At 44.3% G+C, this 14,032-nt stretch carries 4 protein-coding genes and 5 pseudogenes; all 9 read right to left on the bottom strand.

Features of this window, described 5'->3' with window-relative positions:
- Nucleotides 1–19: 19 nt before the first annotated feature.
- Nucleotides 20–1,077, bottom strand: a pseudogene (locus FFV08_04835) (histidinol-phosphate transaminase).
- Nucleotides 1,078–1,534: 457 nt separating this feature from the next.
- Nucleotides 1,535–1,839: pseudogene (locus FFV08_04830) on the bottom strand (DUF4298 domain-containing protein).
- A 33-nt stretch (nt 1,840–1,872) separates the two neighbouring features.
- Entirely contained in the window at nt 1,873–5,547 is a 3,675-nt protein-coding gene (addA, locus tag FFV08_04825) for a helicase-exonuclease AddAB subunit AddA (protein QLB52028.1), read from the bottom strand.
- Nucleotides 5,544–8,825: an ATP-dependent nuclease subunit B gene (gene rexB, locus FFV08_04820; protein QLB52027.1), complete on the bottom strand. Its 3,282-nt coding sequence runs from the start codon at nt 8,823–8,825 to the stop codon at nt 5,544–5,546. Before rexB ends, addA begins: the two co-directional genes overlap by 4 nt.
- Before the next feature lie 201 nt (nt 8,826–9,026).
- Complete coding sequence (locus tag FFV08_04815) at nt 9,027–9,338, bottom strand: hypothetical protein (protein ID QLB52026.1); 312 nt, start codon at nt 9,336–9,338, stop codon at nt 9,027–9,029.
- Nucleotides 9,339–9,384: 46 nt separating this feature from the next.
- Nucleotides 9,385–10,205, bottom strand: a pseudogene (locus FFV08_04810) (DUF4300 family protein).
- A 59-nt stretch (nt 10,206–10,264) separates the two neighbouring features.
- Nucleotides 10,265–10,804: pseudogene (locus tag FFV08_04805) on the bottom strand (ClbS/DfsB family four-helix bundle protein).
- A gap of 159 nt (nt 10,805–10,963) precedes the next feature.
- Nucleotides 10,964–12,721, bottom strand: coding sequence for an alpha-glycosidase (locus FFV08_04800; protein QLB52025.1), 1,758 nt, complete (start codon nt 12,719–12,721; stop codon nt 10,964–10,966).
- A gap of 226 nt (nt 12,722–12,947) precedes the next feature.
- Nucleotides 12,948–13,825, bottom strand: a pseudogene (locus FFV08_04795) (phosphotransferase family protein).
- Between the last annotated feature and the right edge of the window lie 207 nt (nt 13,826–14,032).

Genomic DNA, 14,032 nt, shown 5'->3' with positions numbered 1-14,032 from the left:
CTGGCTTTGAGTCAAACTCTCAGCTGCTGCAAATTTCCTTGATAGCTGCCAGGACTGTTTCCATCTCCTCTCGCCGTCCGATAGAGATGCGTAAAAAGTCTTTGATTCGTTCTGCTTTTGGAAAATAACGCACATAAATCTGACGCTCTTCTAGCTGCTGGAAAAGCTCTGCTGCAGAGATTCCACTAGGCTGGGCTAGGACAAAGTTGGTCTGACTAGGCAGGACTTGGAAATCCAGCGCAGCCAATTCCCCAGCAAACCAATCTCGGGTCTCTTGAATGGCACTACCGGTCTCGAGATAATAATCCCAATCTTCCACCGCAGCAAGAGCCAAGCGCTCTGCTAACATATCCACTGAGTAAGGATTGATGGAGTCCTTGACAGCTTTCATGACAGCTATTAAGTCTGGATGGCCGATGCCGTAGCCCACCCGTAGACCAGCCAAGGCAGCATCCTTGGAAAAGGTCCGTGTGATAAAGAGGTTGGGGTAGTTGTCTAGCAGAGACAGGGCAGATTGACCGCCAAAGTGAATATAGGCCTCATCCACCACCACTACCACATCCTGATTGGACACCAGAATTTCCTCCAACTGATCCAGCGGCAGATAAATCCCCGTCGGAGCATTGGGATTGGCTAGGATAATGCCGCCATTGTCTCCAAAATAGTCGGAGGGATGGACCTCAAAATCATCTGTCAGAGGGATTTCTCGAAAAGGCACGTGGTAGAGGTCTGCCCAAACCTTGTAAAAACCATAGGTCAAGTCCGGAAATAAGACCGACTCGCCGCTGTTAAAGAAAGCCAGAAAAGCCATAGACAAGATGTCGTCGCTGCCGTTACCAATAATGAGCTGGTCGGGTGATACACCCAAGTTTACCGCCAAAGCCTGACAGAGCTCCGCCTGATCCAAACTGGAATACTTGCGCAAGTCCTGGGCATCAAAGTTCTGCAGGGCCTCTGCAACCTTAGGACTCGGTCCATAAGCATTTTCATTGGTATTGAGCTTAATCATGTCTGGCTCATTGGGCTGCTGCCCGCTACATAGGGATTGATCTGCCTGAGACCTTTTAGCTTAACCATCTTGCCACCTCTCTTTCACACTAGCCATTATCTTTTAGAACTTCTAATAAATGAAAAACGAAATTTACCGCTTTAGTAAAGGAAAATAGGGGAATTTTCTAGTTTAAATATAATAAAAAGCCCTCGCAAAAAAACTTTGCAAGGACGTTGACACGTGGTTCCACCTTTGTTCGGACCTCAGTCGCCTGAGGACCCTCTGGGAGTACGAGACTCCAGATTGATAACGGCAATCAGCCGTCGGACACTAATCTCAGACTGCTGACTGATTTCGCATCCGCACTCAAGAATGTGTCGTCTAAGGATTGCATGCCGTCTCACCATTAGGCACTCTCTGTTTCTTGTCTTAGACTTTTTCTCTCATCGCTTTCAATTTATTGTTGAATATTCTACATGAATTTTTATTAAAAAGCAAGAGGAAAATTGAAAAAAATTAATTATTTTTTTCTTTCTAAATAAATTAACGTTCTTTCAGCATAGAGCTGGACAAATCCAGCAGATTAATCGCTGTTTCAAAATGCTCCCCATCAAGTCATAGACAGCATCTTCACTTAAGACGCCGCAAGCTATATTTTCAGGGAAATCCGGTCCATTCGAGAACTCTAAATCATCAAAAAACTCCTGACCAGTATAGTAGTCCCTCAGCTGGATATAATCTGACTGGCAGCGCTCCAGCTCAGCTAAAGCTTCCTGGGCTCTTGCCAATACCTGAGAATATTTATTCAGGTGCTTTTCCATTTTTTGAATGCGTTCTAACTGTTCCACAGGCTTCTTTCCTTTCTGGACACGACAAAATAATCAATTCACCTTAACCACCTGCAGCTGCTCACCGCCTAGCAAAATCAAATATTTTTCAATTTGAGAAATGCCATAAGAGCGGCCGAGAGCTTGAGCATATAAGTCTAGCTGCCCATGGTAGCGAGCAATCAACTCAGATGAATCCTTATATTTATCCGTCTTGTAATCAAAGAGGATAATCCGATCCTCAAAGAGCAGGTAGCCATCCAGAATTCCCCGCAAAACAAAGTCCTGACCGCTGATTTCGTCCCTCTTAAGCATGGCAAATGGTGCTTCTCGACGAACTCTATCACTGTTCTCAATCAAGAGTCGTCCCAAATCTGTCTCGAAGAAAGATGCAATCTTAGGCAGCTGAATCTGCTTTTTGACTGCGTCATCGGCCTGAACCTGAGCCAAGGCAGAACGAAGTACAGCCATGCTGGGACTGCTATCCAAAGGAATCCGCTGCATGAGCTCATGAACGGCACTGCCGACTTGCGCTCCAGTCACTTTGGCTTTCTTGCCAAAATCAGGCAACTCAAAGCTAGGCTGAGGCCGAAAAGCTGCTCGCTCATCCATGATGTCCAGACCATCCGTATCCATGATCGGCTCATAAAACTTCTTAATCTGGCTTGGAGTTCGCACACTAGGCAGCTCAATGGCAGATCGGTACTGGCTATTGAGACGATCCACACTTTCTAAAATATCCAGAGCCCGACGGATGTCATCCGACTGACGATTATCTGCCAAATCATCCGCTGGAAAGAGCACAGGCTCATTAATCTGCCCTATTTCTTCAGCAGTTAGCTCCTCATCAGTGACAAAACGGGTCTCGTAGGCGAGATTCTCATCGGAAAAAACAGCCTGAATGGCATAGAGCCAGTCTTGGAAATTACTGATCTGGCTACGCAGACTGGCAGACAAACGTCCTTGTTGGCTTTTGCCCCACTGACGCTTATCCAAAACCTCTTGACTGCCCTTGCCGACCAGATAGAGCTTGGTTTCAGCCCGCGTCATGGCCACATAAAGCAAACGCATCTGCTCAGACAGACTAGCCAACTGCAGTTCTGTAAGATTCTGCTGATAAGGCAGCGTATCCATGGAAATGCGTAGCTGATTCGGCGCATAAGGATCTTCCACAGACACCGATACATCCGCCACATACTTGATGCCGATTCCCTTGGTCCGGCTAAGGATAATAGCAGAGCTGCTATCCTGACGGTTGAAGGCCTTGTCCATATTGAGTAGAAAGACATACTTGAACTCCAGTCCCTTACTCTTATGAATGGTCATGAGACGAACGGCGTCCTTAAGCGCCGCCACTGGCACGCTGGCCAGATCATGCTGATTTTCCAAGATACGATCTATCATCCCGATAAAACGAGAGAGACCTTTAAAGCTAGACTTTTCATACTCATTGGCCCGCAAAGAGAGAGCATAGAGATTGGCCTGTCTCTGGGCACCATTGGCTAGAGTTCCCACCATGTCATAGTAGAAACGGTCCTGATAAATCTTCCAAATCAAATCATACAGGGAATGCGTCTTGGAATAGGTCCGCCAGCTTTGCAGGGTTTCATGGAAATGCTGCAATTTTTTCTGCAGTTCCTGGGTGACTAAAGCAGGGTGCAAACCTCTACCTTCAAGGGCATTGAGCAATTTTTCATAGAGATTTTCCTGAGAACGCTCTTGACTGGCCTGCAGGGACAGCCGAGCCAGCTCGTCCTCACCAAAGTCAAACATAGGAGACTTAAGAAGGGCGGTCAAGGCATAGTCATTCAGCGGATTATTGATAGTCCGAAGGGTATCCAGCATGACTAAGACCTCAACCGACTGCAGATAGTTTGCTGAACCATCATCTGGTACCAGCGGAATATGGTGCTGCTCAAAGGCAGCTAAAATCAAATCATTGCGGGTTCTGGAAGCCGTCAGCAGCGTGATATCTTTAAAAGCCACTCCTTCTTCATTGTGCAGGCGGATGATTTCCTTGATGACTAGGTCCACTTCCCCAGCTGATACCGCCTGTGGCAAGCCTTCATCCCCCTCCTCTTCCGGACTCTCCTTGGAGCCTTCATAGATTAAGAAGGAAGCGCGGTTAGCTGGATTAGGCTCACGTTTAGCTGGATTTCCAGCTACCAGATAGTGGTTTTCATTGTAGTCAATTTCCCCGACTTCTTCATCCATCAGGCGTTTAAAAACATCGTTGGTCGCTTCCAGCACCTCAAGATGACTGCGGAAATTTTCCTTAAGGACGATTAGCTTGCCCTGGCTGCTATCCTCTTGATAGGCCTTAAATTTATCGCTAAAAATCTGCGGGTCAGCTTGACGGAAACGATAGATAGACTGCTTGATATCACCCACCATAAAGCGATTTTGCCCTCTGGAAAGCAAGTCCAGCATGCGCTCCTGCGTGTGGTTGGTATCCTGATATTCGTCCACCATGACCTCGTGGTAGCGTTCCTGATAAAAGCGACGCACCTCTGGGAATGTCTCTAAAATCTCAATAGCAAAATGGCTGATGTCGCCAAATTCAAAGGCATTTTCTGCTTTCTTACGCTCCAAGTAAGCCTGTGCAAAGTCCGCCACAAAGTCCCGCAGAAGCTCAACCAGAGGCAGGCACTCTTCCTGGTGCTGCTCAATAAAGTCCAGTTGATAAAGCTGCTGGTCAAAGCTTCGCAGCCGCTCAATCATAGGCTTCCTGGCCTCATTGTAGTCCTTGGCCATTTCTTTTTTGAACTCGTCTGCATTCTTGCCAACCCGAGCTGTAAAGGCCTGGCCATTGGACAGTTGGGAAAGTGTCACGATCTGTTTGAGAATCTGAGCTGTTTCTTCTATCGAGGACAGTTCATTCAGCCCTGCTAAGACGGTCAGAGCATCTTGGACATTTTCCTGATATTTAGCACCCGCAAATTCTCTTCCTTCATGCTCCAAATGTGCAGAAAAGAAAGCTTCCAGCTCCCAAAGGGCTGATTTGATTTGGTCAAATATCCGCTCTCTCTCTGCTGCAAAGTCACTGTGCTCATAACCATAGAGGAAGGTCTCCTCCAGCCAGCGCTGAGGACTGCTGGTTGACTGCAGAAAACTGTAAATCCGATAAACTTGCTCCCGGAAGCCTGATAAATCCTTGCGCTTACCAGTAAAGTTCTTTACCAAACGGCTAAACAAAGCCTGACGCTCGCTGTCATAGTAACGGTCAAATACTTGGCTAAAGACTTCATTTTTCAGAATCAGCTGCTCACTGGCAGACTGGAGAATCCGAAAATTCGGCGCTAAACCAAGCAGGTAACCATAGCGACTAAGGACTTTCTGGGTAAAGGCGTCCATGGTGCCAATATCGGCATTGGGCAGGTCAGCTAATTGCTGGGCCAAATGTTGCTTGAGTTCAGGACTCTCGGCCTCCTTCAAGGCCTGCCCCAGTTCCTTCTCCAGCCTCTCTTTTAGCTCGCCTGCCGCCTTAACAGTGAAGGTCGAGATAAAGAGCTGACTGACAGCAATACCTCTAAGAATCTGGTCTATAATCCGCTGGACCATGACAAAAGTCTTACCCGATCCGGCTGAAGCGGAGACCAGAATATTCTGGCCAGAGGAGTAGATGGCCTCAATCTGCTCTGCCGTCTTTTTCTGTGGCTTGTCCGAAGCAGCTTCTTGAGCTTGCTTAAGAGCAATTTCTTCTGCAGTTAAAAAAGGAATTCTCTTCATTTTTCCATCTCCTCCCTCATTTTTCCTAGCCAGGCCTGGCGTAACTTCTCACCAGTCGGCCGCCTGTCAAACTTGCTTGTATCCAGCTTTTCTAACTGGCGTGCCTGTCCTAAGTGGAGATTGGCTTCAAAGCCAGTAATGGCCTTAAACTGCTCTACATAAGGAGCAATGCTGCGTCCATTCTCTGTATAAGGATTGACTGCAAAGTGGCCTGCTAGAATACCTTCCGCAGCTTTTTTGTAGAGATAAGCATTGTAGGCCAGCAGCAAGTCCAAATCTTCCTGACTCAGCAAGTTGGTCTTATTTTTTTCATAGAGCGGACCAAGTTCCTTGACAGCATCTGCCACAAAAAGTCCCTTGTACTGGAGTGGCTTCATAGACTGATTGACTGCATCCGCCAAGGTCTTGGTATCTTTAAGTGCCACAATTGGATCGGTCATCTGCAAATACATGGCGCCAAATGTTCCCTTATCCTCTTGATAGTCTGCTAAGTCCTCAATCGCCGCCAGATAGGTCGGCAGCTGAGAATTCAGTCCGTTAAAGAACTTTTCAAAGCTGAACTTAATATCGCCAGACTTATAGTCAACCACTCCCAGACTCTCGGTCTTGGTCAGACGGTCAATCCGGTCCACCTTTCCGCTCACGGTCACTGCTCTGCCATTTTCCAAGGTCAGGAAAGGCTTAGAAGCAGATCCAAAGCCAGTCTCCTCACCAATGGTCTCAATCCCAGTTGGATGAGCCAGCACACGGCCAGTCGCCCGTGCCGTATCTAGTAAGAGCTGGCGGGCAAAACGGGTCTGGCCTGACTCACTGTAGATGCTCTCAAACTCAGCCTCTCGGCTGGTCTCTTCCATAGCCTGCGCTAAACGCCGGTCAAAATCAGCAGACGAATCATCCTGCAAAACCTTTTCAAAGATCCGGTGAAGGAAAATCCCATGACTGCGAGCATCTGGATGAATGGTCCACTCTTCCTGCAGGCGCAGAACATACTTGAGAAAATAAGCATATTGATGCCGGAAATATTCGTTGAGAGCAGAGGCTGAAAGTCGGAGAGGCTCCTCCTGAGGGTAGAGGGCTTGCAGAGTTACCGGCTGCAGAGACTCCGTTTTCAGTTCCTTGCTGATTTGCGGAATGCTGATGCCTTCTGCTGCCAATTTCTTGCGGATAACCCGCACAGCCACCGCCCAAAAAGTCTGCTCCTCTGCTGTCCACTCTCGGTCAATCTCCTCTTGGTAGAGCTCAATGATTTGAGACAAGAGAGCTCGGTAGCTGCCAATATCGTCACTGGAAGCCTGAGGCTTTTTGACAATGATAGGCAAGGAAAGCGGAGCTGCAGTCAATTCCAGCAGATAGGTCGACATGCTGTCCTCTACTTCATTGACCAAGGCTGGCGCAGACAAGACCAGCTCTTTGGTCGCAGAATTCATCAGCGACAGAGCCGTATAGCGATTCTTCTTGAGATTTTCTGAGCTGGCAATCTGCAGTTCCGCCTGAGAATCCGTTGCGTCATTGAGCCGAGCCCGATCTTCATCACTGAGCAGACTCTTGTTTTGCGCGATTTTCGGGAAACGCTCCTGGGTCAGTCCAATTGCGTAGACGTAAGGAGCTGCTAAAGGCTCTATCAGGTCATAAGACTGGACCTTGACCACATCTACTGTCGCTGGCACCGTCCGATAGTTGGACAAAAGCATACCCGACAGAATCAAGGCTAGAAAATCATCCAGTTTGACCTTGCTATCTGCAAAGACCTGAGCAAACTGCTCTAGAACATGACTAAAAGCCTTCCAGACTTCCTCATGACGCTCCTTCTCCTGCTGACTTGCTCCCTGCAGCAGAGTCGTCAAATTATCCGACAAACGGGCTGCTTGGACGAACTCCGTAAACTTAGCTAAGAGCCCCGACGCCGTCTGGCTGCGGGATTTGAAAAAGTCTTGCATCGGAGTCATAACCCGGTGGCGAATATGATTGAGACGGTCTAGGTCAAATTTCCCTTGGCTATTGGTCGTAAAATTCTCAGCTAGCTTACCTGCTCCCTTGATGTCCGCAAAGCGCAGATATTGCTCAAAATGATCCAGCTCCTCTTGACTCAAATCCCCGTAGAGCCCTGTCTTTAAGAGATTGAGCAGGTCTTCCAGTTGGAAATTATAGCGCTTGAGCCGCTCCAAGGACTCGACAAACTGAACCAGCGGATGCTGGGCCATTGACTCGCTCCGCCCCAGATAGTAGGGAATCTGATAGTGGTCAAAAATGGTCTTGAGTTGAAGCTGGTAGGCTGCCACATCTCCCAAAAGCAGACGAATATCCTTATAGCGCACACCATCATGAAGCCGCTGCCGGATGGACTTAGCCACATACTCCAGCTCTTCTTTCTGGTTCATAGTAGCCCAAATCTGAAGCTGCGAGCGGTCTGTCTCACTAAGATTAACCGTTGATTCTGAAAAGTCATAACGACTCTCCAAAATCTTAGAAATCCGCCCCAAGGCATCTTCTGCTTCTGCATGAGGGATATAGTCAGGCTTGACCTGATAGTCCTCGGCTAGTTTTCTTAGAAAATCCACGCTGGCCTGATAGAGATTGCCCTCACGAAAGGCTGCTCGATAGGCTTTTTGACTGGCATAAGTCCCAATAACAATCTCCACACCTTTTCGATGCAGGAGACTGACCAAGTATTCCTCTTCGGCAGAGAAACGAGTAAAGCCATCGATGACAAGGGCCAAATCTGCCAATTCCTCATCCGTATCACCAGCCAGAATATGCTGGGCAAAAGCAGCAATCTGAGAAGACGAATCAAAATCCCCCTTATTCAGAGCAGCGGTCACCGCTGTAAAAATCTTGACCAGATCCTCCCGCTTCTCAGGCTCATCAAGAAATTCCAAATCCGCAAAGGACATCTGGGCGGTCTGCAGTTCATGGTAAAGATCCATCAGCTGCTGGATAAACTGGGCATCCTTCTTAATTCTGCCATAGACCTTAAGCTCTCCATCATCTAACTCTGTCAAGGTCCGATAAATCAGCATTCCCAGACCAATATCGTCCAAACTCTGCCCTTGCCGAACATCATTAAGGACAAAATACCGAGCCATCTGGGCAAAGCGCGTCACCGTAATGGCAAAGGAAGCCTGATTTTCTAAACACTCCAAAACCGCCCGCTCCTTCTCAAAAGAAAGCGAATTTGGTGCAATATAAAAGACTCGCTTACCAGCCGCCACCAAGCTCTCAGCCTCCGCCACCAAGACCTTGGTCAAAGAATGGCGAATATCTGTATAAAGTAATTTCATAGCCTGCCTTTTCCTCTAGAAAATATAGGAACATTATACCATTTTTACCGATAATTCTCATGGAGAATAGTCCCAAAGCCCAATTAGAAGCCTGTATCCAAAGATAGCCTTAGTGAATAGCTTCGTCATGTCCATAAACAAATAAAAAAGCCACTGCTTCCAGTGACTTCCTAAGACTCTTACTTCTTTCAAAGTAAGAACTCATTTAATCTTATGCTTATTCATCTTTTCTTCAAAAATGCTTGTCATAATGGCGCGCAATTCTTCTCTTTCCTTGTCAGGAAGTTCGCCTTGTTGCTTGGCTACAGCGTATAGCTCAGGATATTGCTTGGCAACTCGCTCAACGACCTTGGTCGTCGCATGGCCTCTCACGAAGAAAGGAATTCTCTTAATCCACTCATTGGGCACAAGTTCCAGAATCTTTTTGGCAGCCTCCTTATCGGAAATTTCTGCGGTGCTGAGCCCCTGATTGATCTGCTCCTGTTCCTTTTCTGTAAAATCTTTTAATTCCATACGCTAAATCTCCCAGTTCTATTTTCTTAATGCTAACTGAAGCAGACTACTTATCCTCTACCCACTTATCGTTGTCCATGATAAAAGGCTTGGCCAGTCCTTCCCCTGTGTAGTCTTTATACTTGGTCTGCAAGTATTTGTAAACATCTTCCTTGGTCGCAAACTTGATTGCCTGGTACGGCTCTTCAAAGGTCAGCTTTTCGACAAATAAATATCCATCTTTATCTGGAACCAAGACGCCGACATGGCCTACAAAGAGAGAATCACCGTCAAGATTGTCGTGGACAATGACAGAAAGCATCCTTGCTTTTTCACTAAACTTGAACTGCTTGAAGTATTCCTCCATCTTCTTAGCATGGACTTTTACATCTTGAGTCGCTTCAGTCTTGACTCTTGAAAACAGGATATTAAAATCTTCCTTATCCTTGGCATCAAAGAGCTTGCCCTTGTCAATCGAGTCATTATCTATGAACAAGAGTTCGTCATCTTTTTCAATTTGAGGAATGTCGATGCTATTTTTCAACAAAGTGTAAGTATTAATCCGACAATTTGTCCCGATAAAATCGCCCTTCTTTGCCTGCCATAGAGGATTGATTTTTTCTACATCATATTCTGTTTTGGTAAATTTAGTGAAATCGCCCGTTAATCCAGTAGAGCCAACAAGTCCATTGTAGTCATTGACTAGATTGACAAAGTTATCGACACTGTCTTTATCCAAGTCGGCAGCCAACAAATTCTTGACTTCTTCGACACTCTTTTTACTGTTTAGATTTGAATAAGTCGATGTAGTTTGACTTGTTTCTTTATTTTCTGGGAACTAGCACATGCCACAAGCCCAAAAGTCAAAGCTAGGCAGGCGCAGGACATGATTATTTTACTATATTTTTTTCATATTTTATTCTTCTCCACTACTCGTATTCAATTATTTACTTTAATTTACAATTTTTCTGATGAGCCTTCAACTTTTTCATAGCCCAGTCATAATGGCTGAAGTAGAACTTACAAAATAGGAACCTAGTACAGTCCCTCCGACCCATTTATAGACATTTTTTGAAAATAATTCTTCGTTTGTGAATGTGTCTGCCAAGTCCAAAACATCTTGATGCGACTGATGAAAGATCCCAGTTGCCTCTTCAAGAGAAGTATTCTGATGTTTCTTCCAAAATTCCAGATTCAGCTCTCCATAGGTCCTCCAGTTATAGGGAGCAGGAAGAAAGGACCGCTCTTCCCCTTTTGATTGGAATGCACCCAATTCAACAAGAGCGGATGCCATTCATAGAGGTGAATCAAAACATCTCTTACATTTTATCTCGTCTCCAATGGGCCTCTTTCTTCTTTTCATCCCGAGAAAAATCAAAGGGCGTATTTAGCTCTTCATCAGACATCTTAGAAATGAGAGTTTGTAACTTCTCAAAGTTTTCCTTAGCAGCTAACAGCAAATCTTCTTTAATTTTCGGTCTAGGCATAAGATTGCACCTCTTGCATATTTTCTCTGCTTATAAAGAAATACCTTACAAAAATCATCAAAAAGGAATGACCTGAAGCAGGATAATTTCCATCTTGTTAAAACAAAATTTGATAATATTATATCAGAAAGAAGGAAAGAAAGACATTTACTGCTACGATTAGAGTCTAGAGTAAACTACAAATCCCTTTGGCAAGATGAGAAGTTGCTGGTCATCAGTTTGGCAATGACTCACCAAATCAGCTGAATCTCTGTCTAAAAGATAATTCTCATTCGACTGATTAAAAATGACTCTGATTACTTGATGTTCATGTTGCCATTCTAAAGCCAGCACATTAGGCTCGATTTCTTCTAGGGTAAATTTCCCATACTGGATAATGTCCGCAGTTTCCTTGCGAAGCTGAATCAAGTTCTTCATAAAATTGAGCATATCATTGTTATTGGAAACCCGTTCCCAAGGCATGACCCGTCTACAATCCGGATCCATAGCTCCGCCCAATTCTAGCTCGGTCCCATAATAGATACAAGGCGTCCCTCTTTGTAAAAAGAGAAAGGCGAGTGCGGATTTGACAAGCTGGATATCTCCTTGAGCTGTCGTCAAGATGCGCTCCGTATCATGCGAATCCAAGAGATTAAACATGACCTCAGAAATCTGCTGCTTGTAGTACATGGACTGGCAGTTAATCTCAGCTATGAATTGACTGGTCTTCTTGCTCCTACTCAAAAAGTAGTCCTTGATACTATCCGATAGAGGATAGTTCATGACCGCGTGAAACTCATCTCCATTTAACCAAGGCTGAGAGGTATGCCAAACCTCTCCAAGAATATAAAGGTCAGGCTTTTGGGCCAAAACAGCCTTGCGAAAATCTCGCCAGAATTGATGATCAACCTCATTGGCTACATCCAGTCGCCAAGCATCAATATCAAAATGTTCAATCCAATAGGTCGCAACGCTTAAGAGATAGTCTTTCACCTCGGGATTTGCCGTATTCAACTTAGGCATATAGCTGGCAAAGGCAAAGGTGTGATAAGGGAGTTCTTTTGGGTTCACAAGCTTGTCATTCGTCACTGGGAACTTTTGAATGTGGAACCAGTCTTTGTAAGCTGACTTTTCACCATGTTTGAGAACATCCTGCCATTGGGCGGATTGATCGCCCATATGATTGAAAACCGCATCCAGCATAACCTTCATGCCACGCTGGTGAGCTTGCTCCACCAGTTGACGGAAAGTCTCCTTGTCCCCAAAGTGTCGGTCAATTTCAAAGTAATCTGTTGTATTGTACTTGTGATTACTTGGAGATTCAAAGATGGGACAAAGATAAAGCCCCGTAATCCCCAAGTCTTGCAAATAATCCAGATGATCGATAATCCCCTGTAAATCTCCACCAAAGAAATCCGTAGGTTTAGGACTGATAGCTGCATCCCAAGCTAAAGCTCCTTCTGGTGAAAGTCCAGCATTTCCATTGGCAAATCGTTCTGGAAAAATCTGATACCAGACCGTTTTTGAAACCCATTCAGGAACCTGGCAACCATCGATCTCATGAATATAAGGGAGTTTAAAACCATTGCCCTCTAAAGCAAGGTTTTCTGGACTATTGTCAGTGAAACCTTTATCCCCATACAAGATGCTTTGGCCTTCTTTATCCTTAAGCTCAAAGAGATACTGGAGCCTAGCAAAATCAACCGACACTGCTACTTGCCAATAATCAAATAAGGCATCAGATGTCACTTTGACCATCTCTTTCACATCTTCATAAGATTTCTCAAGAAAAATAAAGGGATCCCCATAGTGCAAAAGGATTTTCTCTATATCCTCTTTCTTAGTCCTAATTCTGATATGCACTTGACCTTCTTTATAAAGATAGGCATACTCCGACTCCGGTCTATGATAAATGGCTGTTAATTCCATACTTTTCATCTCCTAGATTTCTCTGTTTAAACTCATCGCAACTTTATGCAAACGATTCCATAATCTAGCCCTAGTATACTATTTTAAAAAAAGGATTGCAAGTTGTGGCCAATTTGTGAGCAGGAGCTTATCTGAGCAAGTTAAAAAGCCTTGGAGACAAGGCTTAATAGTAATTTTAATTTTGAGATTTCATTTAATTCTACTCATTTTCCAAATTGATATTCCAATGTTTAAATTATTCAGTATTATTCTTGTTCTTATACCAACTTGGGACTAATTGGTTTATACAATCATACCATTCTAAAATTTCCTTAGCTTGATTTTGCATTACTGATACTTCTTCTTCTCCATAAGAAATAGCCCATGGAAGAGCTCCAATTAAGTTACTTAGAATGTAAACAGCAAGAAGTTTCCAAAATAAATCTGGAACCTTGTCGTCAAAATATCCATCTATCATACCTGATGCAAAAGAGGGAGATACTTGAGCTGACCACACAATACGATTGAACTCCTCCCAAGGATCTCCAAAGTCAAAACGATCAAAGTCAATGACATAAATCTCACGATCTTCTCCAATCATGAAATTTCCAATATGATAATCACCATGTTGCAAAACTTGGGGTCTATTCTTTAGCAGTTCACGGTTTTATCCAAAAAATCAATAAAGAGTTGACCACTTTCATATTGGACGGGACATTCTTTGTATTTGGAGATTTTATCATCAATTTTTCGATTAAAAAAGATTTCCCAGTCTTCACAAACTTCTGTAGCAGGAATTGTATGAATCTTTCTAAGCATTCTTCCTGCTTCTATCCCGTAAGTGTATTGTTGGTTTTCTGAATAAGTTAAAATGGTATCTATTGCATCTCTTCCATCTATCCACTCGTGTATAGAATGTACTTCGTCACCGCAGAATTCAAATTTAATCGGTTTACACATACGAACTCCAAGAAATGCAACCTTCTCCATTATATCAAATTCAATTTTCTTAGAATCTAACTTTCCTTTATCAGAAACACGCAATAAATATTTTTGCTGGTTCTGGTCTGTAACACAATATTTTTTATCATCTGAGCAGCCTTTACTTATGGCTATCTTACTAATAAACTCCATCAATAACTCCTCGATTAACTTTACAAGATTACTATATAGTTCAAACTCTAATTCAAGAAAATCGCTTTATTTTTTAAGCTTTTAAAATTCTTCAGTCGTTCATTAAGTTCTTCAACATAATCTTCGTTTGACATTTTTGTACCGATATTTTAAGACGGAGTTGTTTTTTATTATCCATTACGCCGCTCTTCTATACTCCTTTGTTAA

It is taken from the genome of Streptococcus sanguinis (assembly GCA_013378335.1).
Classification (GTDB): Bacteria; Bacillota; Bacilli; order Lactobacillales; family Streptococcaceae; genus Streptococcus; species Streptococcus sanguinis_I.
This window is presented reverse-complemented; position numbering and strand designations above follow the sequence as displayed.